Source organism: Mucilaginibacter sp. UYCu711 (assembly GCF_050433825.1).
Taxonomy (GTDB): domain Bacteria; phylum Bacteroidota; class Bacteroidia; order Sphingobacteriales; family Sphingobacteriaceae; genus Mucilaginibacter.
In genome coordinates, this window is the sequence record NZ_JBNPWM010000007.1 from 228,318 (window position 1) to 252,548 (window position 24,231).

Annotated in this window: 19 protein-coding genes; 11 read left to right on the plus strand and 8 right to left on the minus strand. The window is 42.9% G+C overall.

The window, feature by feature from the left end:
- Positions 1-7: 7 nt before the first annotated feature.
- The 3 genes from ABIB50_RS16530 (at position 8) to ABIB50_RS16540 (ending at position 3,880) form a co-directional block, all read left to right on the plus strand.
- A complete protein-coding gene (locus ABIB50_RS16530) occupies positions 8-574 on the plus strand; it encodes a dihydrofolate reductase family protein (RefSeq protein ID WP_429381366.1) in 567 nt (188 codons plus the stop codon).
- Between the two features lie 175 nt (positions 575-749).
- Complete coding sequence (locus ABIB50_RS16535; RefSeq protein WP_429381368.1) at positions 750-3,080, plus strand: TonB-dependent receptor; 2,331 nt, start codon at positions 750-752, stop codon at positions 3,078-3,080.
- Between the two features lie 5 nt (positions 3,081-3,085).
- On the plus strand, positions 3,086-3,880 hold the full coding sequence (locus ABIB50_RS16540; protein ID WP_429381370.1) for a DUF4249 domain-containing protein: 795 nt from the start codon (positions 3,086-3,088) through the stop codon (positions 3,878-3,880).
- 10 nt (positions 3,881-3,890) lie between these two features.
- Here the strand turns inward: ABIB50_RS16540 and ABIB50_RS16545 are convergent, their stop codons facing one another.
- The 5 genes from ABIB50_RS16545 to ABIB50_RS16565 form a co-directional block, all read right to left on the minus strand.
- Positions 3,891-4,724: a phosphatidylinositol-specific phospholipase C/glycerophosphodiester phosphodiesterase family protein gene (locus ABIB50_RS16545; protein ID WP_429381372.1), complete on the minus strand. Its 834-nt coding sequence runs from the start codon at positions 4,722-4,724 to the stop codon at positions 3,891-3,893.
- Between the two features lie 335 nt (positions 4,725-5,059).
- The gene (recA, locus tag ABIB50_RS16550) at positions 5,060-6,073 is read right to left on the minus strand and encodes a recombinase RecA (protein WP_429381373.1); all 1,014 of its coding nucleotides are present in this window, start codon (positions 6,071-6,073) and stop codon (positions 5,060-5,062) included.
- A gap of 126 nt (positions 6,074-6,199) precedes the next feature.
- The gene (nth, locus tag ABIB50_RS16555; protein WP_429381374.1) at positions 6,200-6,961 is read right to left on the minus strand and encodes an endonuclease III; all 762 of its coding nucleotides are present in this window, start codon (positions 6,959-6,961) and stop codon (positions 6,200-6,202) included.
- Between the two features lie 70 nt (positions 6,962-7,031).
- Positions 7,032-8,414: a S8 family serine peptidase gene (locus tag ABIB50_RS16560; RefSeq protein ID WP_429381376.1), complete on the minus strand. Its 1,383-nt coding sequence runs from the start codon at positions 8,412-8,414 to the stop codon at positions 7,032-7,034.
- 119 nt (positions 8,415-8,533) lie between these two features.
- A complete protein-coding gene (locus ABIB50_RS16565; RefSeq protein WP_429381378.1) occupies positions 8,534-8,725 on the minus strand; it encodes a hypothetical protein in 192 nt (63 codons plus the stop codon).
- A gap of 377 nt (positions 8,726-9,102) precedes the next feature.
- On the opposite strand from ABIB50_RS16565, the gene ABIB50_RS16570 reads away from it, so the two are divergent.
- Both ABIB50_RS16570 and ABIB50_RS16575 read left to right on the plus strand, forming a co-directional pair.
- Positions 9,103-10,236 (plus strand): acyltransferase family protein, encoded by a 1,134-nt coding sequence (locus ABIB50_RS16570; RefSeq protein WP_429381380.1) that lies wholly within the window; start codon positions 9,103-9,105, stop codon positions 10,234-10,236.
- Between the two features lie 119 nt (positions 10,237-10,355).
- A complete protein-coding gene (locus ABIB50_RS16575; protein WP_429381382.1) occupies positions 10,356-10,736 on the plus strand; it encodes a single-stranded DNA-binding protein in 381 nt (126 codons plus the stop codon).
- Positions 10,737-10,739: 3 nt separating this feature from the next.
- On the opposite strand, the gene ABIB50_RS16580 is transcribed toward ABIB50_RS16575, so the two are convergent.
- Positions 10,740-13,295 carry a CheR family methyltransferase gene (locus ABIB50_RS16580; RefSeq protein ID WP_429381384.1) on the minus strand — a complete coding sequence of 852 codons (2,556 nt, stop codon included), beginning with the start codon at positions 13,293-13,295 and terminating at the stop codon, positions 10,740-10,742.
- 254 nt (positions 13,296-13,549) lie between these two features.
- Here ABIB50_RS16580 and ABIB50_RS16585 point away from each other — a divergent pair, with 254 nt between their 5' ends.
- From ABIB50_RS16585 to ABIB50_RS16605, 5 genes are all read left to right on the plus strand, one after another.
- Positions 13,550-14,476 (plus strand): manganese catalase family protein, encoded by a 927-nt coding sequence (locus tag ABIB50_RS16585; RefSeq protein WP_429381386.1) that lies wholly within the window; start codon positions 13,550-13,552, stop codon positions 14,474-14,476.
- 162 nt (positions 14,477-14,638) lie between these two features.
- Positions 14,639-15,163, plus strand: a complete 525-nt coding sequence (locus tag ABIB50_RS16590; protein WP_429381388.1) for a DUF892 family protein — start codon at positions 14,639-14,641, stop codon at positions 15,161-15,163.
- Between the two features lie 115 nt (positions 15,164-15,278).
- Entirely contained in the window at positions 15,279-15,668 is a 390-nt protein-coding gene (locus ABIB50_RS16595; RefSeq protein WP_429381390.1) for a BlaI/MecI/CopY family transcriptional regulator, read from the plus strand.
- A gap of 24 nt (positions 15,669-15,692) precedes the next feature.
- Entirely contained in the window at positions 15,693-17,285 is a 1,593-nt protein-coding gene (locus ABIB50_RS16600) for a M56 family metallopeptidase (RefSeq protein ID WP_429381391.1), read from the plus strand.
- An 11-nt stretch (positions 17,286-17,296) separates the two neighbouring features.
- The gene (locus ABIB50_RS16605) at positions 17,297-19,735 is read left to right on the plus strand and encodes an outer membrane beta-barrel protein (protein WP_429381393.1); all 2,439 of its coding nucleotides are present in this window, start codon (positions 17,297-17,299) and stop codon (positions 19,733-19,735) included.
- A 92-nt stretch (positions 19,736-19,827) separates the two neighbouring features.
- On the opposite strand, the gene ABIB50_RS16610 is transcribed toward ABIB50_RS16605, so the two are convergent.
- Positions 19,828-20,412 (minus strand): RNA polymerase sigma factor, encoded by a 585-nt coding sequence (locus ABIB50_RS16610; RefSeq protein WP_429381394.1) that lies wholly within the window; start codon positions 20,410-20,412, stop codon positions 19,828-19,830.
- A gap of 337 nt (positions 20,413-20,749) precedes the next feature.
- On the opposite strand from ABIB50_RS16610, the gene uvrA reads away from it, so the two are divergent.
- On the plus strand, positions 20,750-23,662 hold the full coding sequence (uvrA, locus tag ABIB50_RS16615) for an excinuclease ABC subunit UvrA (RefSeq protein ID WP_429381396.1): 2,913 nt from the start codon (positions 20,750-20,752) through the stop codon (positions 23,660-23,662).
- On the opposite strand, the gene ABIB50_RS16620 is transcribed toward uvrA, so the two are convergent.
- Positions 23,663-24,217, minus strand: a complete 555-nt coding sequence (locus ABIB50_RS16620; RefSeq protein ID WP_429381398.1) for a hypothetical protein — start codon at positions 24,215-24,217, stop codon at positions 23,663-23,665. It abuts the gene before it with no gap.
- Positions 24,218-24,231: the final 14 nt, after the last annotated feature.

A 24,231-nucleotide genomic window follows, 5' to 3' on the forward strand; every position in this document is an offset into this window, starting at 1 on the left:
CGTTAGCATGAGGCGGATAATTGTATCAATGAACGTTACCTTAAATGGTTGTATGGCCGACGCAGGAGGCGGGCTTAACTGGCACCTGCAAAACTGGACCAGCGACATGGCCCAGCTACTGGGCCAGCAACTAAGCCGCGCCGATACCCTGCTACTGGGCCGGAATACTTACACCGAAATGGCCGGTTACTGGCCCGCTGTAAGTAGAGGCCTTTACATCTCACGGGAAGATATACCTTATGCCGACCTTATCAATAAAATAGAGAAAGTTGTGTATTCAAGCACGCTAAAACAGCCAGGCTGGAATAACTCGCGGACTATTAACGGCAATCTTCGCCGGCAAATAGTTAAGCTAAAGCAGCAGTTTGGCAAGGACATAATTGTATATGGCAGCCGCACGTTGGTGCAAGAACTTATACGATATAACCTGGTAGATGAATACATCCTCTGGATGTACCCCATTGCCATGGCACAGGGAAGGGCTTTATTTAAGCATGCGCAAAACCTAAAACTGGTGCGCTCGCATCAATTTCCGTCGGGGGTTGTAGTTTTACATTACGCCGTGGCTAATTAACTATTTCACAGTATTTAATTCACTTTTGGGTTGTTTTAAACTATCACAAAGCAAAAATTTATATGCTTTATAATGTGCCTATATTAATATCTTTGAGCAACTATTTATAAGTTATATCCGTCTATGTATCATAATACACTTTTTTTACGTTTAGTGTAGGCGGAATACACCCTATATGCATAAACATCTAACCTTTATCTTTTTCCTGCTGATATCAGTTATTGCAATTCAATCGGCATATGCCCAAAAGAATTATACTATCAGCGGTACAATTAAAGATAGCGCCACCGGCGAAACATTAATAGGTGCTTCTGTTAAACTGCAGGAATTACAAACCGGTACCGCAACCAATGCCTATGGTTTTTTCTCATTAACAGCCCCCGAAGGTGACTTTAACCTGGTGATAAGTTATATTGGTTATCAAACCGTAACCCAACCCATCAAACTCAATAAAAACTCGCAGATAAATGTGTTGCTTACCAGTGGCAATGCACTTACCGAGGTAACCATAAACGGCAACGCCCGCAAAAACGAAAATGTAGAAAGCGCCCAAATGGGCCTAACCCGGCTTGATCTTAGCCAGATAAACAACGTGCCTGTAATATTTGGCGAGAAAGATGTTTTAAAAACCATACAACTACTGCCCGGCGTTAAAACTACTGGCGATGGTAATACAGGCTTTTATGTTCGTGGCGGCAATTCAGATCAGAATTTGATATTGCTTGATGAGGCGGTGGTATATAACGCATCGCATTTATTTGGCTTCTTCTCTACTTTCAACTCCGACGCTATAAAAGATGTGAATTTATATAAAGGCGGCATGCCTGCGCAGTACGGCGGCCGTTTATCATCAGTATTAGATATTAAAATGCTTGATGGCAATGACAAGAAATACACCGTACAGGGTGGCATTGGTTTAATAGCATCACGCATTAAGGTAGAGGGGCCCATAGTTAAAGATAGGGGCTCATTTATGATAAGTGCCCGCCGTACCTATGCTGATGTTTTTCTAAAACTATCGCCAGACTCAACCACCCGTGGGGCCAGCTTGTATTTTTACGATCTGAATGCCAAGGTGCATTACCGCCTTGATGATAGGAACACCATCTATTTATCAGGTTATTTTGGCAAGGATGTGTTAGGGCTTAAAGATAATTTTGAAACCAACTGGGGCAACCAAACGGCTACTTTGCGCCTTAATCATATTTTTAACAATAAGCTATTTTTAAATACGTCGGCTATTTACAGCAACTATAATTTTACAGTACAAAGCTTTTCAAGCAATAACGATTTCAAGGTTCACTCCAAGATCCGCGATTTTAATTTGAAGGAGGATTTTGAATATTTCCTATCCTCAGAAAACACGCTGCATTTTGGCATTAACGGCACGCATCATAGCATCCAGCCCGGCGATATAAGCTCATCAAATAACTCTGCCGTAAATCCGCAGACTATCCAAAGTCGCAATGGCATTGAGTCATCAGCATATGTATCAGATGATTGGCATATAGGCACCAGGCTAAACCTTTTGTTTGGCGTAAGGTTGGCTACGTTTTCATTATTGGGGCCCGGTACATTTACCACCTACAATGCTAATGATCAACCAATAGCATCGCAAACCTACAGTTCGGGGCAGGTGGTAAAAAATTACACTAACCTGGAGCCGCGTTTTTCGGCAAGCTTTAAATTTGACGACCAAAACTCTGTAAAAGCATCATATAACCGTAATACACAAAACATCAATTTAATTTCTAACTCCACCGCCAGTTCGCCAACAGACCTGTACGTAATGAGCAGTAACAATATCAAACCGGGCATTTCAGACCAGGTGGCTTTGGGGTTCTTTAAAAACTCGGTTAACAACCAGTACGAGTTTTCTACCGAAATATATTATAAGAAACTAAAAAACCAGATAGACTATAAAAATGGCGCGCAGTTGATAGCCAACCAGGATGTAGAGTCGCAATTGGTTTATGGCGAGGGCCGTGCCTATGGCTGGGAGGTGTTTTTTAAGAAAAGATACGGCCGGCTAAATGGGTGGATAGGCTATACTTTGTCAAAAACTGAGAACAGGTTTGATGCGATAAATAATGGTAAATATTTTGCGGCCAGGTATGACCGCATACATGATATGTCGATAGTTGGGATCTATAAATTAAGCGACCGGTGGACCATATCAAGCACCTTTGTTTATGGCACAGGTAACGCCGTTACTTATCCGCACGGTAAATATTTTGTTGGCGGCCTGACTACGCTTTATTACAGTGAGCGTAATTCTGACCGCCTGCCGGCATACAGCCGATTGGATTTGGGGGCTACATTTGAAGGCAAACAACATAAAAGGTTCCACTCCAGCTGGACGTTTGGTTTATATAATGCCTATAACCGTAAAAACCCTTATACTATAACTTTCCAGGACGACCCAAACGACAAAACCCGCACGCAGGCAGTTAAAACCAGCTTATTTGGCCGCATACCGTCTATTACTTATAACTTTACATATTAACAGATATGAAGACCCATTATAAATTAACGGTTATAGTACTGGTCAGTATCCTTATCACATCCTGCAAAAAAGTGATAGACCTGAAGCTTAATAACGCGCAGCCGTTAATGGTAATTGAAGGAAACGTAACAGACCAGATAAGCCCGCAGGTTGTAACTATATCTTCATCTGTTCCTTTGGAGAATACGGCAGTTTACCCGCCTGTTAAGGGCGCTGTTGTTAAAATTATTGATTACAATGGTATTTCGCGTACGTTAACGGAACGTGCGGCGGGTGTTTATTCATCAGGCTCATTTGTAGGCCGGTATAATCAAACTTATACTTTAACTGTAACAGTAAACGGGCAAACCTATACGGCGCTGTCAACAATGCCGCAAAGGGTAGCGCTTGATTCTGTTGCGCTATCGGTTCAGCATTTTGCCAATAAAACCTCAAAAACTTTACTGATTTTTTATGATGATCCTCCGGGCTCATCAAATCAATACCGGTTTGTTTTGTCGGTAAATGGGGTGCAGGTAAAACAGGTATTTGCCCGTAATGATCAGTTTAATAACGGGCGGTCTGTACAACAGTTGTTATACCAGGATGATGTTGAGCTGCAGAGCGGCGACAGGGTTGATATAGAAATGCAATGCATTGACCCTCAAATATATACTTATTGGTATACGTTTGCCCAGCAAAGAGCAAACGGGTTTAGTTCTGCTACACCAACTAACCCGCCTAACAATTTTAATACAGAAAATATATTAGGCTATTTTAGCGTGCATACCTCACAGCATAAAAACATCATTATCCCGTAATCGGCTGGAATTAATTTACTGCTATAGGGGTGTTTGATTGGGAAACTAAAAAGTTTTTTAAGGCTACCAGTTTGTCGGTATTTATCAAATCTACGCCGCAGCTTAGTATCTCTTTCCAAACTGCTTTATTATCCGGCGACGCCCAAAGCCGTACCTGGTCGCCATTTTTATGGGCGATAGTAACATAGTTTAATAATCGTTTCTTTTCGCGTTCTGATATCTCGCCGTTACCTTTCCACTTTAACAGCTTGGAGTATTTACAGCTTGCCATCCTTGTAACATTGGCTATGGTGTCGCGGTCAACTTTACGCAGGTCTTCGTCAATAAAGGCTAAGCGGCTTGTTTCCTTCTTTACATCATCATATGGTTTATTGCCCGACAGTATAATGGTAACCGCGCGGTTAGTTACCTTACCGGTATCATAGCTTGACAATATTGGGCGGTACTTTTCAAGCAGGCTTTTTAATGCCGCATAGGTTTTTTTACCGTCAGTTTTAATGTCTATCATTAAAGTAACGGGCTTATCATACCCCTCATGGATAGTACCATTATTTTTGCAGGCCTGTTCAAATAAAGGAGCCAGGTATAAATTTTCAAGTGTACGTTTTCCTTTAAAATAAGGGTTAATGTGTGCTACCACCAACCTATTGTTATGCAAAAAAACATCGGCCTCTATGTGGGTGTAGCCGTTATTTTGAGCATCTAATAGGGGGCGTTTATGCCGGTAATCATTATGAGCAAAGGCATTTGCAAGCATAATTTGCTGTGCCTTTACAGCAAGTGGAAAAGCAAAAAACATTAAAAGAAATAATGCTTTTATTTTAGGGGTATTAAATAGTTGCATCAAACAAATTTGTATTATTATTGTTACAGGCTTACAATGTATGACTTTGGTATGACAATTAAAAGCTTTTCTGAAAATTTAATCTCATTCTAATACTGGTTACCCTTATTACGGAAAATATTAAAGAGTGTTTACTCGGTTAGCTTTTGCGTAAAGCACCCTGCTTGCAAAACTATGGGTTATATATAATCCCATCTTAAAAAGTAGGTTAAGTATTGGTTAAACAATCGCCTCTTACTGTTACCAAATACTTTACATCGCTATATAAACAAAAAAAGCCTTCCCAAAAATGGAAAGGCTCTCTCGCTAACTAACTATATAGATATATAAAAAAACTATTCTGTTTCAACTACCAGTTTATCGCCGGTAACTTCTTCTTTAATTTTGGCTTCCAGCTCATCCATCAACTCGGGGTTATCCAATATTAATTGTTTAACTGCGTCGCGGCCCTGGCCCAGGCGGGTATCGCCATAGCTAAACCATGAACCTGCTTTTTTAATGATGTTATGCTCAACACCCAGGTCAATGATCTCACCTGCTTTTGATATCCCTTCGCCAAACATAATATCAAACTCGGCTATGCGGAACGGTGGTGCAACCTTATTTTTAACTATTTTAACTTTAACGCGGTTACCTGATACTTCATCCGAGTCTTTTATTTGAGAGATCCGGCGAACATCCAAACGTACCGAAGCGTAAAACTTTAAAGCGTTACCACCGGTAGTAGTTTCGGGGTTACCAAACATAACGCCAATTTTATCGCGCAGCTGGTTAATAAATATGCAGCAGCAGCCTGTTTTGCTGATGGTGCCGGTTAGCTTACGCAATGCCTGCGACATTAAACGTGCATGCAAACCCATTTTAGAGTCGCCCATTTCGCCTTCTATCTCGGCTTTAGGTACCAATGCAGCCACCGAGTCGATAACTAAAATGTCAATAGCGCCTGACCTGATCAGGTTATCAGCTATCTCTAAAGCCTGCTCGCCATTATCAGGTTGTGATATTAAAAGGTTCTCAACATCAACACCTAATTTTTTAGCATAAAAACGGTCAAAAGCATGCTCGGCATCAATAAATGCTGCAATACCACCTTTTTTCTGCGCTTCGGCAATGGCATGGATAGCCAGGGTAGTTTTACCTGATGATTCAGGACCATAGATTTCAATAACCCTGCCCTTTGGCAAACCACCTACACCTAAAGCAATGTCAAGACCTAATGATCCGGTTGATATAACTTCTGTAGGTTCAATTACAGAATCGCCCAGTTTCATGATAGTGCCTTTTCCGTACGATTTTTCTAACTTATCCAGTGTAAGTTGTAGTGCCTTTAATTTGTCTGCGTTGCTCATCTCTTTAATAATATCTTTAGCAAATATAAAAGTTATTTTTAATAATACTAATTTTTTTAGTAATTATTTTAGTAATTATTTTTTCGTTATATCCTTACGTAAACTTACTTATAGCAAAACTACCTGTCAAATATTCTTATCAACACTGTGCTTCTTCAGCTGCTTAGTAATAGCATCTAACGACCGTTTGCGTTTAGCGTCTTTAGCCTTCTTCAATTTTTGCGCTTCGGCTTTTATTAAAGCTTTTTCTGTATGTGCACGTTCGTAATACCGGCAAAACCAGGTAAGCGGGCATATCTCGCATTTAGGGCTGCGGGCCACGCAGATATAACGGCCATGCAATATCAGCCAGTGGTGCGCAATGGCCAGGGTATTATTAGGCAGGTATTTTACTAATTGTTTCTCTACGGCAAGGGGTGTTTTGGCATTGGTGGTAAGGCCTATCCTATCGGCCACTCTAAAAACGTGGGTATCTACCGCGATAGCCGCCACATCATACACTACCGATGCTATAACATTAGCCGTTTTGCGGCCCACACCGGGCAGCTTTTGCAACTGGTCAATATCTGATGGTACTATATTATTAAACTCGCCTGCCAGCATCTTAGCCATGCCTACTAGGTGCTTAGCTTTATTATTGGGATAGCTAACGCTGCGGATATAGGTAAACACTTCATCAGCATTTGATGCCGCTAAACTTTCCGCATCCGGAAACCGTGCAAACAGCGACGGCGTTACCTGGTTAATACGTTTATCGGTACATTGTGCCGACAGGATAACCGCCACCAGCAACTCATAAGGGTTAGTGTAATGCAGCTCGGTTTCGGCCTCGGGTTGGTGTTTTGAAAAATATTCAACAAAATGGCGGTAGCGTTCTGATCTGAGCATTGGTATGTAAAAATAGCAACAATGTACTTTAAAATGAAAAGAACTTATACCCAAAAAAGTTAAGATTACCCTATTTCTTTTTTATCGTTAAGGCAATAGCCATTTTAACTGCGCTATATGCATTTATTATACCACCCGATGTTGAAAGGCTGTTAAAAGGAACGGTAACTTTCGACCCCGGCCTATTAACCATGATCTTGGGTTTAAAAGCAGATCTTAATATTATCTGCTTGACCTGTTGCGTTGATAGCGCCGGGAAATAAGACAATAGTAAAGCTGTGACTCCGGTTACCACAGGTGTTGACATGCTGGAACCCGACTTATAATCGTATAAATTACCAGGCACAGTAGAATAAATATCACTGCCCGGCGCAAAAATGTCGACATTAGTTTTGCCATAGTTTGAATTGGGATGAGCCAGCCTATAATTAAATAGCGGTCTGTTCCACCCCACAGTAATAAAGTTTGATGCTTTACCGCCATTGCTATAATAAGGTACAGGATAATAGTTGGCGCTATCAATATCATTGCCCTCATTACCGGCGGCATGAATGATCAATACCTGTTTCTTCTCAGCATATTTAATTGCAGCATCTACCAATTTTTTATCAGGCGAAAATCTTTTTGAAAAACTCATATTAATTATCCTTGCCCCATTTTTCACGGCGTATATAATGGCATTTGCAATATCCTTATCTCTTTCGTCGCCAATGCCCGTAGTGGCAATAATCGGCATAATTAATACATCATCAGCAATGCCGTCTATACCAATTTTGTTGTTTCTTTTAGCTGCAATAATACCTGCTACATGGGTACCGTGACTAAGGTCTTTGGTCGATCTTATAAATGGGCTCCCATACATCCGGCCGTTATTGCCTATCAACTTATCAGCATTGTAATTAAGATTGTAGGCGTATTTAATATCAGCCGAGTCGGTACTTGTTTTTAACACATTAAAATACTGTTTCTTCGCAGTTTTATAGATGAGCCATTGTTGAAGCTCATATCCTGTGTATTTGTTAGTATCAACGTTATCATATTTACTTTTCCAGGCAACATAGGTTTGGGTTGCGCTTGACTGCTCGTGAGGGATAAGATTTCCTAATCTATCGCTTCTAAAATTCCAGCCGTGCACATCATCTATGTAGCCATTATTATCGTCGTCTATTCCGTTACCCGGAACTTCATGCTCATTTGTCCATATCACATCTTTCAGATCCTCATGTTCAAGGTCGAACCCGTTATCAATAACAGCTACAATAACTGGCTTGGGTTTTCTCGTCTTTAGCAATCGATAGGCTTTGTATAAACTAATACCGGCTATCGAATCTGATGCAGCATCTAAATACGGCCAGTCTCTGGGTACACTATTTTGTTGCGAAAAGCCCGTATGGCTTGATATTACCATACAAAAAATAAATATCACCTTGTAATAACTATTTACATGTTTCATTTCCAACAAAAATTTTTACCCGGATTCTTGTTTTATAGTCGCTTAAATCAAAAGTAAAAAAAAGTCCGAAGAAGAAATTGACTTTCGACTTCGGACTTAAGAGTTTCTACTAACAGCAACTATCGTTTGCTCTTTGAATAATCAAGGATGTTGTGAATAGTTTGAAGTTTTGGTTTCATTTGCAGCAATTCCAGGTTGGGGCGTAATGACTGATAAAACATAAGTTCATCGCCTTCCAGGTTCTCGTGTAAATTTTCCTTTTTCACTCCGTTTTGGTTAGTGAGCACATTTAAAGTAAAGGTTTCGCCCATAAGCTATTTTAGTTTGTTGATCAGTTATACGATGTATAACGTACACTCGTTTCGTTTTATTTCACTTAAATGAAAATTAAATGAAATTTTTCGTTTTAGTTGAAGATTATACTTAGTTGTATAGTTAATGGAGGTAAATTAAATGAGAGTTAGCGATTATTAATGCTGAAAAAACAATATAACCGATCCAATTCTTAACGACTTATGGCGTTCCCCGCTGGCCGGTTCATACACTCATACGCCTTCCGGCCTTAATTGCAAGGCCGTATCCATTTCTCTAACGCAAGGGTGCCCGCTGCCGGCCCAATGTTTAATCTCCAACATTTAATCTCTGATAACTTATTATTATCTTCATCAATCATTTCACAACTAAAACTATGGCAGCAACAACAAACCAGGCCGACGATTTTCAGCAAACCCCTACCCGACTTCATTCATTAGATGCCCTGCGCGGCTTCGATATGGTTTGGATAATGGGGCTGGAGCCGGTAGTTAAAGAATTAGCTAAAGCAACACACTGGCCCTTTTTAGAGGCAATGGCCATACAATTGGATCACCCGGCCTGGAACGGTTTCCATCTTTACGATCTCATCTTCCCGCTGTTTTTGTTTATGGCCGGTGTTTCCACACCCTTTTCGGTAGGCCGCGCGTTAGAGAAAGGCACCTCGCGCAACAAGCTGCTTCTCCGGGTAATAAAACGGGGGCTTATCCTGGTTGCGTTTGGCATTATATATAATAACGGGTTAAACCTAAAACCTATAGCCGAGATTCGTTTTGCATCTGTACTGGGACGCATTGGTTTAGCTTATATGTTTGCCAATATTATTTACCTGTACGCTGCCGAAAAATGGCAGATCTTCTGGTTTTGGTTCTTCATAATAGCCTACTGGCTGATATTAAAATTTGCATCAGCGCCCGGCTTTGCTGCCGGCGACCTGACCATGGCTGGTAACTTTGCTTCGTATGTAGACCGTTGCTTACTACCCGGCAAACTATACCTGGGCATTCATGATCCCGAGGGATTATTCTCTACCATCCCGGCTATCAGTACGGGCATATTGGGCATACTTACCGGTATCACCCTAAAAAAGACCGGGCTTAGCCAGATGAAAAAAGTGACACGGATGGCCGTTGCAGGTATTATCTTCCTGGTACTGGCCCAAATATGGAACCTTGATTTCCCAATTAATAAAAACCTGTGGACCAGCTCATTTGTGCTGAATGTTGGTGGGCTTAGTTTATTATTGATGGCCCTGTTTTATTATATTATTGACGTTTTGGGCTATGTAAAATGGGCATTCTTTTTTCAGGTGATCGGCATGAATTCCATCCTCATCTATATGTCTAAGCGGTTTATTGATTGGAATTATACCAATAGCGCATTTTTTAACTGGCTGTTTCAATTAGTTGGCGGGCCGTATAACCTGGTGGTTATGGCTGTTACTTATTTGCTCATCAAGTGGATATTCCTTTATATCATGTATCAGAAGAAGATCTTTTTACGAGTTTAGGCAGTGTTGGCGGCGGTCATCTATTTTTCGGTGTTTTAATATAAAACACGAAGTATAAGGTAATTGATAAAACTTATAGGAATAATCGGTATTTTTGAGGATACTAATCAACAATAGCTATGTCAGGAATCAACAAGGTCATCCTGGTCGGTCATTTAGGGAAAGACCCAGAGTTTAAATATTTGCAGGATCAGGCGGCAGTATTAAGTTTCCCGCTTGCTACTTCCGAATATATAATCAAAAACGGTATCAAGACTGAGCAAACGGAGTGGCATAATATTGTGATGTGGCGGTCGCTGGCCGAGGCTGGTAAAAAGATGCTGCGTAAAGGTAAACTGGTTTATATAGAAGGGAAATGCCATACGCGCTCTTTCGAGGATAAGGAAGGCATAAAACGTTATATAACAGAGATCAATGCGGAAACCTTTACGATGTTGGGCCGCACCAGTGATTTTGAAAAGGATGAGGTGCTGACAAACGAAAGCCGTTCAGAAAAATAGCTTTTACCTTTTTTCGCTCAACTCCTCTATCGCCAGCAGTATCAATTGTTCGTCCCCCGCCATCAGTATAGTACGGGCGTTCAGGTACAGTTCGCGCTTGCCGGTTCTTAGAGAGTTATAAGTCACCTTAAAGTCTTCCATCGCCATTTTTTCGGGGAGGATACGTTCCAACAGTTTTTTCAATTGGGGAATGTTCCACTCACCGTTACCAAGTTCGTACAGCAATCGTCCCTCCACTTCTTTTTCGTTCAGCTTAAATTTTAAATAAAAACTGCGGCTGGCACGTTTAACACGCAATTCCTGATCAATAACCAGCAATGGGTCACGAATGGTATTCACTATTGCTTCGGTATAAAGGCGGGCGTTATTCAGCTGCTCGTTCCGGTCTATCAGTTCCTTGTTTACAATAATTATCTCTTCATTGGTGCTTTGCAGTTCTTCTTTCGATGTTTCCAGTTCCTCGTTCAGGCTTTGCTGCTCTTCGCCGGCCGAAAGTAATTCTTCGTTATAGCTCTGTAATTTTTCGTTCGCGGTTTCCTGTTCCTCTGTGATCATGCGCATATTGGCGCGTGTTTGGATAAGCTCTCTTTCAAGATGTTCAATACGCAAGGCTGCCCCGTCGTAAGAGTCGTCATCATGCAATCGGGGTGCTTCAAACATATTGGGCTGGATCCCCGTGGATGATGCCGGCTGGAAAACCACCAGGAAAAAAACATCATGTGCCGACGACAACGGCAGCGCCTGTAAATTCACAAAATGCTGCAGGTCGTTATACTTATAAGGTATGGCATATTTATAAGACGGTTCCAATGTTTTCTTCGCATTTAATAGTAGGCTCTGCAGTTCATACGCTATTTCCTCCCGGGCAATTTTAAGCAGGTTAAAGCTGGGTTTCCCTTTAGGCAGCGCTAACCAATGATCGGTTGTTCCTTTAAACTGGATGACATCAAATTTTTCGTTCACTAATACACAGGGCGGGGTGAGTTTTTCCAGTATGGCCTCTTCGGCCATTTCAAAAATATCTTTTTCTTCATCCTTGCGCAGGTCATCGTTCAGCTCCTTGAACATGGTTTCCCTGGCATATGATGTTACATCAAAGTAACGGCCAACCGGCCCTTTGCGGCGGTATAATTTGTCGGCTGCTTTAAAAGGGCTAAAAATATCGGTATGCCTGCCAATGGTTTCTGATTTACCAAGCCATAAAAAGCTGTCTTTGTTTAATGCGTAATGGAAAATGGTAAGCGCCTTAGCCTGCAATACAGGTTCAAGGTATATCATCACATTACGACAGCTCAACAGGTCGACCTTCGAAAAAGGCGGGTCCTTCAGTAAATTATGATGGGCAAACACGCAAATATCCCTGATAGATTTATTAACCTGGTAACTGCCATCCATTTTAGTGAAGAATTGTTGGATGCGCGACTGGCTCAGGCCCTCCATTTCGGCTGTGCGATACATGCCGGTACGTGCCTTGGTGATTGCCGTTTCAGAAATATCGGTCGCGAAGATCTGGATCTTCAACGCGGCAACCTTATCGCCTAACTGCTCATGCAGGCAAATAGCCATAGAATAGGCTTCTTCGCCCGTAGCGCAACCTGCTATCCAGATGCGCAGCGGTTCCTGCTTTTCGAGTTTGGGGCGCAGCAGTTCAGGTAACACTTCAGAGCAAACTACAGCAAACGTATCCGGGTCGCGGAAAAAGCTGGTGACCGAGATCAGCATATCGTTATACAAGGCATCCTGCTCGCCTTTGCTTTCCCTGAGTTTTTCGAGATATACTGATGGGCTTTCGGTTTTAGAGAGCGCCATCCGGCGGATGATGCGGCGCTTAAGCGTACTTGATTTATAATTTTGAAAGTCGACACCGCGCCGGGTCCGCAAAACAGCCAGTATCTGCTTAAAGATCTGATCTTCTGATTTAGCTATATCGCCTGAAATTGCGGCATCCGATTGAAAGAGCTTATTGACCTCGATCAGCCGCTCGGCAATTTTAGCCGGGGGCAACACAAAGTCAATAACGCCGGCCTTAACTGCGCTGCTGGGCATACTATCGAAATTGGCCGAACGATTATCCTGGGCAAACGTTAGTCCGCCGTATGATTTGATAACCTGCAGGCCCACCGTGCCATCGCTCAGCGCGCCCGAAAGAACAATACCCACCGCATAACTTTGATGCACCAGGCCCAGCGAAGAAAAGAACTGGTCTATAATATCATTTTTTTTATGGTTGTTGATACGCGGCTCCAGGTGCAGTACACCGTCGGTAGTGGTTACTACTTTGTTCTCGGGTACAATATACAGGCGATCAGGTTCTATCTTTACCAGGTCGGTAACTTGCTGCACTGGTATAGGCGAAACCCGCTCCAGTATTTCGGGCAGGATGCTTACGTGGTTAGGGCTTAAATGCTGGATAAAAACAAAAGCCATACCTGTTTTAGCGGGCAGAGCCTGTAAAAATTGCTTCATCGCCTCCAAACCACCTGCCGAAGCGCCGATACCTACAACCGGGAATAACACCGTAGAACTGGTGGTCTGTTTTTTATTTTTCGAGGTTGCCATAGTGTTGTCCGCTTACAACAATATTAAAAGTTTTAAAGTAAATAACAGCCTTTAATTTATCTTTTTAGCAGCAGCGCCATCACATCGCTAAGAGCTGAGGTAAAAATCGACCGGGCATATAGCAATACCAAAGGCTGGCAAGGCATCCGTATTTATTGTTAAAATCATCAAACAAATCGTTTTCTGCGTAGTTATAAATCATAGGTTATTTAATTTATAGGATAATTTATTATTTACAACTAAAATTCACTATTATGTTTCACCACGTAAAATCTTTACAATTTAACGCCCGGGTATCCAAACCCGACCCGCGTTTTGCCAATTTATTATTAGAGCAATTCGGCGGCGAAAATGGAGAGCTTGCGGCTGCAATGCAATATTTTACACAAGCATTTGGCGCTAAAAACCCGCATCCCGACAAGTACGATATGCTGATGGATATCGCCACCGAGGAGTTTAGCCACCTGGAAATTGTAGGCGCTACCATCCAGATGCTTTTAAAGGGAGTGAACGGCGAGTTAAAAGACGCTGCCGATCAGTCGGAGATCATGCAGGTGATGGATGGCAACGCTGCCAAGGAAAGCATTATTCATGCTGCACTATCGGCGAACCCGCAGTTCCCCATTATTACCGGTGGCGGCCCCACACCGCGCAATAGCCAGGGGATCCCATGGTGCGCCTCATACATTAACTCAAACGGCGACCTGACCGTCGACCTGCGCAGCAACCTGGCATCCGAGTCAAGAGCGAAGCTGGTTTATGAGCACTTAATGAAATTTACAGATGACCCGTACATCCATGAAACATTGTCTTTCCTGATGACCAGGGAAGTGACCCACTACAAAATGTTTGAAGCGGCGCTGGACAGTATCCAGCCTAATTTCCCGCCGGCTGTATTAGCCGCCGATCCGCGGTATTTACAACAGGCGTACAACCTCTCTGACGGTACCGTACGTGGCCCGTGGAACGAAGGCGAGATCAAAGGCATGGGTAAGGATTTCGTCTACATTGAAAACCCTATAGCTTATGTGAAACAAACCGAAGGACAGACCAAGTTGCCTGATGACTACAGCAAAGAACTGAAAGCAACCGAAAAACTGGACAAGGAGATGAGCGCTGTTAAAAGCGAAGAAGTTAAAAAAGCCGACCCGAAAGGCGTTGCGCAATGGAGCACTTACTAACCAAATAAACCAATGAATACTAAGGGGCCGCAAGGCCCTTTGGTATTTGATAGCGGCTGTATAGTTTTAGTAGCATCCGTCTGTATATGCGCATCACAACTTAAAGCTACTACCACTTATAAAGTGTACCTTTAGCCATTCCTTCCTCTAAATCACGATAAAATGGCTTCAAGATCAAACATGCGTTTATTCAACGGCCATTTAAAAATGGACAATGCTTCTGTACGGAAGATATTTTTGATGCAATTAAGCAACATTTATAGCATTAAAACTTACCTGGTTGCCAACCTGCCGGTTATGGCTAACAGCGCATCGTTTAAGGACCTTGAGCATGCTATATTAGAAAGCGTTGATGGCATAAGACTGCAACTGCTGCGCATGGATGTTATTTACCGGATCATTAACGAAACTTACCATCCGCGCCAGTGTGTGGGTGTGCGCGCGCTCACTATGGAGGCATACGTTACAAGCAAAGCACCCGGCATGTCTAAGCTTGAAACCGATCTTTACCTGCTTTATCACCTTAATGTTGTAGAGAGCCTGGAAATATCATGTTTTACGGCGCTGCATACGCTTGCGCTATCTATGCCCGAAGAAGATATGGCCCTTTTAATAAAGCAAAACCTGGATATGGCTAAGGATAATAAGGAGTTGTATGAAATGATAGCTAAGGAATACATTAATTAGCCGCAGCTAATCCACCACCACCCTCGCTCCATAGCGATCAACTACTATTTTCAAAAGGTAGAAAAAAATTCCTACTTTTATTTGCATGGTAGAAAAAAATTCCTACCTTTGTTTCATGAGTATGAAAAATGAGCGGCAAACGGTAGAGCCAACCAGGTCAGAACTGGAGATCCTGCAGGTATTGTGGAAGACCGGCCCGGCTACGGTACGCACTGTTAACGACGAGTTATTGAAGCAAAAGGAAGTGAATTACAGCACTACCTTAAAATTCATGCAGCTAATGGCCGAAAAGGGCCTGCTTAAACGCGACGACAGCCAGATGAAACATATTTATAGTGTGGTTGAGGCCGAAGAGAAAACCAAGGCGCACCTGCTGGATAAGTTTGTTGATACGATGTACAAAGGATCAGCCGGCAAGTTGGTAATGCAGCTGCTGGGCGATAAAACACCCTCGCGAAAAGAATTACAGGAGATAAAGGACCTGCTTAATAAACTCGAAGAATAGTTAACCTCACTTTAAAGCCAAGCCATGAAAGCAATCCCAGCCCATTATATTAATGCCATTTGCGATACGCTTATCCATTCTTTATGGCTGGGTATCTTACTTTCTGTAGCGGCAGGCTTGATGGTGCTGTGCACCCGCAAGGCAAGCCCGCAGATAAGGTATAACTTGTTGCTTACGGGATTAGGCTTATTTGCCGGATCGGTACTGTTTATATTCTTAAGGCAGTTATTGGCAACCGAGCCAAGCTTAAGCTTAACTGCCGCTCCGCCGGTTAGCCTGCCTGCATTTGCATCAACACCAATAAATGCTAAGCCAGGCAATTGGGCTGATATCACCTTATTGCTGCGCACACATGCCAATGCCATTGTACTTATTTGGCTGGCAATTGTTTTGGCCAGGACATTGCAACTTCTTACGGGCCTGCAAAGCCTGTATTTTTTACGCCGCAGGCATATCACCGCAATAAGCCGCGAGTGGGAAGAACGGGTAAAGGTGCTTGCCTTGCAATTAGGTATTAAGCGCATGATAAGTATAGCCGAATCTGGTTTAGCTAAGGTGCCTATAGTAGTTGGCCATTTAAAGCCACTTATCCTCATCCCCGCCGGTTTGATCACCGCCATGCCGCCTGCCGGCATAGAAGCAATGCTGATCCATGAATTGGCCCACATCCGCCGGCGCGATTATTTGGTGAATTTGCTGGTTAGCAGTGTGGAGATCGTTTTCTTCTTCAATCCGGCTGTGCTTTGGGTGGCATCACTTATCCGCGAAGAGCGCGAGAACTGTTGCGACGATATTGCACTGGCCCATACCGGCAGTAAATCAGCTTATATTAATGCCCTGGTAGCCTGTCATGAATATCAATTAACAGCACCTGCCTATGCCATGGCCTTTAGCGGCCGTAAGGACAATTTATTAGGGCGCGTAAAGCGGATGCTATCAAACAGCAACCCATCTTTGAATATCATTGAACGTGCCGTATTAGCTGTCGGATTGTTAACAGCTGTTTTGTTTACTGCCGCTTTCTCTAATGCCGATAAATTACAAAAACTGGTAGCTAAGGTGGCACATCCGGCAGTCATTAAAGCTGACCCGATCACTCCAGTTGTATCTATACGTACAGCCCAGGCAAACCTGCGGACAAGCCAGACAAATCTGCGAACAAGTAAAGCAAACCTACGGACAAGCCGGGCTAATATCCGGACAAGCCAGGCCAATCTTCGAACGAGCAAAGCTAATATCAGGACTGGCGAGGCAAACCTACGGACAAGTCAGTACAATTTGCAGCATCAGGCTTATGCAGCAACTCCTTACCCGGTTAATTACAAACCTTATAACGACGATACCAACCGCGAAAAGTTAACCGCTGCTTTGATAGCAGATGGCGTCATAAACAAGAAGGAAGACCTGCGGTCTTTCAAGTTAAGCGATAAAGAATTTATCGTAAATGACGAAAAAATACCCGACGAAATCTATCAGAAATACAGGAAAGCTTTTGTAAAATCCCCGGAACCAGGTAAAAAGGGAAGCTGGTCATGGATGTTTAATTACGATGAGAAAACAACTAAAATTAACCTACCCGATTCATCCTTAAATTTAGCCTTAGCATTTAACGCTTAACATCACTACCTATGAAATTAACGATCACGGCTTTTTTAGCCGCCTGGCTATTTATTGCGCCAATTTTTGTAAAAGCCCAAAGCGGCTTACAGCTTACCGGCAAGGTGCTGAACGCAGATAAAAAAGCATTAGACGGCGCCACAGTTTACCTGCTAAAAGCGCAGGATTCTACCCTGGTAAAGACAGCCCTGGCTGACGCGACAGGTAATTATAGCTTCCAAAAACTCGGGAGCGGTGACTACAGGCTGTCGGTAAGCATGATGGGGTACCAGCCTTACAAAAGCGCCACTTTTACCTTGCAACAAAATAAAATAATGGAACCAATTGTGCTGGTAATTTCAGGCACCGAGCTAAAAACGGTTAACGTAACAGCGCAGCGCCCTTTTGTAGAGCAAAAGATTGACCGGACGGTAGTAAACCCCGAAGCGCTGATAAGCAATGCAGGCGGTACAGCATTGGATGTACTGGAAAAGGCGCCCGGCGTTATAATAGACCAAAACGGCGGCGTGACACTGAAAGGTAAGGGCGTGACCATTTTTATTGATGATAAGCCTACCTATCTTTCCGGTGCCGATCTGCAAAACTATCTCCGTTCATTAAGCGCGGCGGGTATTGATCAATTAGAGTTAATGACTAATCCGCCGGCAAAATATGATGCGGCCGGAAACGGCGGGGTGATCAACATCAGGACAAAAAGAAATAAAGTAAAAGGCTTTAACGGAGGCGTAAATCTTAATTATATCCAGGGCAAATTTGCCAGAACCAGCAACAATTTTAATTTTAATTACCGTACCGGGAAACTAAATGTATTTGGCAACCTAAGCTATAACTATAATAATTCATTTACTGATCTTACCATTAACCGGCATTTCTTTGACGCCGCAGGTAATCTGCTGAGTAACTTTATGCAAAGTTCGTATATCCGCAATACCGGCACTAATCGCCTGGCTAAGATCGGTGCAGATTATTACCTGTCAGAAAAAAGCACGCTGGGGATTAACCTTACCGGCATGTACAACACGCATAACACGGTTACTCCGGTAACCAGCCGTTTTTCTAACGCGGCCGGCACACCTGACTCTACCGTACTTGCCGACAATAATCAGCTTGACAAGTTCCGCAACCTTGGCGCAAACCTAAACTACAGGCACCAGTACAAAAAAGATGGCCCACAGCTTAGCGCAGATCTGGATTACCTTAATTATTATACCCGCAATGAGCAGTCGTTTGATAACCGTAGCTTTTTGGCCAATGGCAGTCCCAAAGGCAGCGATCTGCTAACCGGCTCCTTACCCGCGCATATCAATATTTATTCGGGCAAGGTTGATTACGAACATCCATTGACCGGTGGGCTTAAACTTGCCGCCGGCCTCAAATCAAGTTATACGCATACTGATAACGTGGCCGATTATTTTTATACTACGGGTGGTACAACAACACCCGATTATGGCAAAACCAATCATTTTCTGTACAAGGAAAACATCAATGCGGCTTATTTGAATGCCTCGCGGGATTTTAAACGCTTTTCGTTCCAGGCAGGGCTGCGTTTGGAGAATACGGTTTCAGACGGGCATCAGTTGGGCAATGCGCAAAAGGCCGATTCAAGTTTCCGCCGCAACTACACCAGTTTGTTCCCAACCTTATACCTGCAATACAAGGCAGATACTGCAGGACGCAACACTATAAGCCTTAATTATGGCCGGCGTATAGACCGCCCATATTACCAGGACCTGAACCCGTTCTTATCGCCATTAGACAAGTTTACCTATTACACCGGCAATCCATTTCTGAGGCCATCATTTACAGATAATATTGAATTATCGCACACGTATAACAACCGGTATACAACTACTTTTAGTTACAGCAGCACGCGCGACAATGTTGATGAAACCATCGAGATAGTGAATGGCATTTATTACAGCCGGCCAGGCAATATCGGGAAGTATACAGAGATGACCTTATCTTTCGACGGCAGCTTCGACCCGGCCAAGTGGCTCAACATCCAGTTTCACGGTCATGCGGCCCAGATCCACACAGTAAGTGATTTTTATACCGGGACGCTGGACACTAAGGGAACTTATTATTTTGTAAGACCGGTATTTAGCTTTAAGCCCGGCAAGGACTGGACGCTGCAATTAGACGGCGGTTACCAAAGCAAGATCACCACAGCCCAGTTTGTTATCGAGGGCAAAGGGAAAGTTAACGCTGCCATAGCCAAAAAACTGTCGTCGGCAGCGACGCTTAAACTGGTAGTTAATGACATGTTTTACACCTTTGCCACCAATGGCACTATTAATAACCTGAGCCGCACAACAGCCAACTGGACAAACATTAACGACTCGCGGACCGCAGTGTTATCCCTATCCTACCGCTTTGGTAAAACTATTTCTGATCAGCGCAAACATGAAGCCAATGGGGCAGAAAGCGAACAAAACCGGGTGAAGAACTAACTAATTGCAGTGATACTAAAATAAAAAAGAGGTTCTCGTTCCCTCGGGAGCAGATGGGAAGGATGAACCTCTATTTAAATCACACTTTAATCTTAATTCTTTAAACTCAACTCTTTAGTTTGCATCATTTTGCGCAGGTTGTTTAGCGCGTAACGCATGCGGCCAAGGGCGGTGTTTATACTCACATCGGTAATGTCGGCAATTTCTTTAAAGCTCATGTCGCCAAAATGGCGCATAATCAACACTTCTTTTTGTTCAGACGGTAAAAGTTGTATCAGTGTTTTCAGGTCCTTATGAGTTTGTTCGCGCACCATGCGGTCCTCGGTGCTCTCATCGTAGTTGCCAAGAACCTCAAAAATATCAAAATCGTCGCCGTTGCTTACCATAGGGGCGCGCTTTTCGCGGCGAAAATGGTCAATAACCAAATTGTGGGCAATACGGGTTACCCAAGGTAAAAACTTGCCTTCTTCGTTGTATTTACCGGCTCTAAGTGTATTAATAACTTTAATAAACGTGTCCTGAAAAATATCTTCGGCCAGGAAATCATCCTTAACCAGCAAGTAAATAGAAGTGTAAATTTTAGTTTGGTAACGGCGAATTAGCTCCACTAACCCCTTTTCGTCGCCGCCAATGTACAGATGGATTAGATCCTGATCACTTTGCAATTGAAAATCCATATAAAGCGTTTACTTTAACTTAGTTTAAATTAATTTGTTAAGTATAGCTTTTAATCGATATAGATCCTCCTTAGGGGTTTGTTAATTTAATGTTACACCAAATAAAACAAATTCCGCGGTAAAAAACAAATAATTTTTTTGTGTCATAATAATTATTGCCTTACAATGTTATTTGGATACTGCTAAATATTTTAGGATTTTTGCACTTTCAAAAAATACGGTTCGATTATTGGCTATATGCTCTTAGACGTTATCTTTTATAAAGGTTTAATCCCTAACAAACAATAATTTATACGATATACGGTAGTCGGACGGCTACAGATTTTACGATATACAAATGATCAACGAAGCAGACAAGGATCCTAAAAAACACATTATTATAAAGGGCACACGGGTACATAACCTTAAAAACCTTGATGTGGCCATACCTAAAAACAAGCTGGTGGTAGTAACCGGCATGTCGGGCTCGGGTAAATCATCGCTTGCTTTTGATACTTTATATGCCGAGGGCCAGCGCCGTTATGTAGAGAGTTTATCTGCCTATGCGCGCCAGTTTTTGGGCCGGATGAACAAGCCCGACGTTGATTATATAAAAGGTATTGCCCCCGCTATTGCTATCGAGCAAAAAGTAATTACCTCTAACCCTCGATCAACCGTGGGCACATCAACCGAGATCTATGATTATTTAAAGCTGCTGTTTTCGCGCATCGGTAAAACTATATCGCCGGTATCGGGCGGTGTGGTTAAGAAGGATTCTGTTACCGATGTCATCAATTTTATCATGACCCTGCCTAATGAAACACAGGCCACCATACTTTGCCCGCTATATCCGCACAACAACCGCAGCTTAAAAGAAGAGCTGGCGGTACTGATGCAAAAAGGTTTTGTGAGGATTGAATACCAGGGCAAGATCTCGCGGATTGAAACCTTGCTTGAAGAAGAAGGATTAGATAATACCGTTTGGGATAATACCGAAGAAAGTGAAGTTATAGACCGCGACCGTTATAAGGACCATGCGGTACATATTGTTATAGACCGGATCACTAAAGACAATTCGGACGAAACCATGAGCCGCCTGGGCGACTCGGTACAGACCGCGTTTTTTGAAGGTAAAGGCGATTGTTACGTACGATATGAAGCCCCACCCAAACCCTCCCCGGAAGGAAGGGCTTCAGAATTAAAAGTCTCCCCTGCCGGGGGAGATTTAGAGGGGGCTGCAGAACGTTTCTTCTGCGACCGCTTTGAGCTTGACGGGATAAAATTTGAAGAACCCACACCAAACTTCTTCAGTTTTAATAACCCTTATGGCGCCTGTAAACGCTGCGAGGGCTACGGTAAGGTTATCGGCATTGATGAGGACCTGGTTATCCCCGATAAAAGCAAATCGGTTTATGATGGTGCTATTGCCCCGTGGCGCGGCGAGAAGATGCGCGAATGGAACGATGTACTGGTAAAAAATGCTTTAAAATTTGATTTTCCTATCCATCGCCAATACAACCAGCTTACTAAAAAAGAGCAGGAGCTATTATGGAAAGGCAATAAATATTTCCGTGGCCTTGACGAGTTTTTTAAGGAGATGGAAGCGCAGACCTATAAAATTCAGTACCGGGTTATGCTGTCGCGGTACCGGGGCAAAACAACCTGCCCTGAGTGCAAGGGAAGCCGCCTGCGCCATGATGCTACCTATGTTAAGATAAACGACCATTCTATAACCGACGTTGTTTTAATGGCTTTAGATAAAGCACAGGAGTTTTTCCAGGGCCTTGAATTAAGCCCTACGGATGTTACTGTGGGCAAACGTTTATTAACCGAGATCACCAACCGATTGATCTTTTTAAATGATGTTGGCTTAAGCTATTTAACGCTAAACAGGTTATCGAATACATTATCAGGCGGCGAGTCGCAACGGATCAATTTGGCTACCTCGTTAGGCAGTAGTTTAGTGGGATCGATATATGTATTGGACGAGCCAAGTATTGGTTTGCATCCACGCGATACGCAACGTTTAATTACGGTTTTAAAATCCTTACGTGATGTTGGTAATACCGTTTTGGTAGTTGAGCACGAAGAGGAAATAATGAAAGCTGCCGACCATATTATTGATATTGGCCCCGCTGCCGGCACCCATGGCGGCGAGCTGATATTTAGCGGTACTTATGACGAAATTATAAAAGACGACAATAGCCTTACCGGCAAATACCTAAGCGGCAAGGAAGAAATTGCCATACCAGGCAGTCGGCGTAAATGGAACGATTTTATCGAGATAAAAGGCGCGCGCGAAAACAACCTGCAGCATGTTACGGCAAAATTTCCGTTAGGGGTATTTACCGCGGTTACCGGGGTATCAGGCTCGGGTAAAACAAGTTTGGTAAAACGCATTTTGGCCCCTGCCCTGCAAAAAGTATTGGGCAATTATAACGGCGAACAAACCGGAAGCTATGACGCTATTGAAGGTGATTATAGCAAAATAGAACAGGTAGAGTTGGTGGACCAAAACCCCATAGGCCGCTCATCGCGCTCAAACCCGGTTACCTATGTTAAGGCCTGGGACGAGATCCGTAACCTGTATGCGGCACTTCCGGTTGCAAAGGCGGCGGGGCTTAAGCCATCAGCTTTCTCATTTAACGTTGAAGGTGGCCGTTGCGATGTTTGCCAGGGCGAAGGAGAGGTTAAGATAGAAATGCAGTTTATGGCTGATATCTTCCTGACCTGCGAAACCTGTGGCGGCAAGCGTTTTAAGCAACATATTTTAGATGTTACCTACAACGAAAAAAATGTTGCCGATGTACTAAGCATGACCATTGAAGAAGGCCTGGAGTTTTTTGCCAACGAACCTAAGATCGTTGCCAAAATAAAACCGCTGATGGATGTTGGGTTGGGCTATGTGCAATTGGGTCAATCGTCAAACACACTATCGGGTGGCGAGGCACAGCGGATCAAGCTGGCATCCTTCCTAGTTAAGGGCAACAATCCGCATAAAACCTTATTTATTTTTGACGAGCCTACCACAGGCCTGCACTTTGCCGATATTAAGAAGCTGCTTAAATCATTCGACGCACTATTGGCGCATGGTAACACCATTATCGTAATTGAACATAACATGGACGTGATAAAATGCGCCGACTGGGTTATTGACATAGGCCCCGAAGGTGGTGACCGTGGTGGTAAAGTTATGTTTGAAGGTTTGCCTGAAGATCTGATAAAAGTTAAGGACAGCTATACCGGGAAGTTTTTGGCGGATAGGTTTTAATCATTCTTGTCTTTCCATATCATCGGTTTGATCAGTGTCGTCAACCTTAAATATTTTCTTGAGTTTTTTTATTTGCTGTAGCCGGTTAAAATATTCATCAAATAAATATGCCGGAAAAAAGCCTGTCATCCATAGAGCAATTTCTCCAAAGCTTGATAAATTTAAGGGCAATGATAGAAAGGCTGATATTATTAAAGCTATAAATCCTACAAAAGAATAATAATTAGCCTGTCTTACTTTTAATATATACCCATCTTCTCTATAATTTCGCTTAAAGGCAAAGGTTAAAATGGGAAACCAAAAAAGATAAAACAGCATTTTCTGCCAAGTGGTTAAATCTACTTCTATATTGTTTACAATGAAAGTATTTACCTCGTCTAATATTTCCTCTTTGTAATTTTTTACATCTTCTTCAGATGGACTTCTTTTTGCAAGTTCTTCTATGGCGACGGTTACAGCGAGATCAGTATAGCTAAACTTATTATCCAAGATATTCATTAGCTCACTGGTTGATAGCGTAGCATATTTTCTCTGAAGATCTTCCTTTGTAACCATAGCTGATAAGTGCT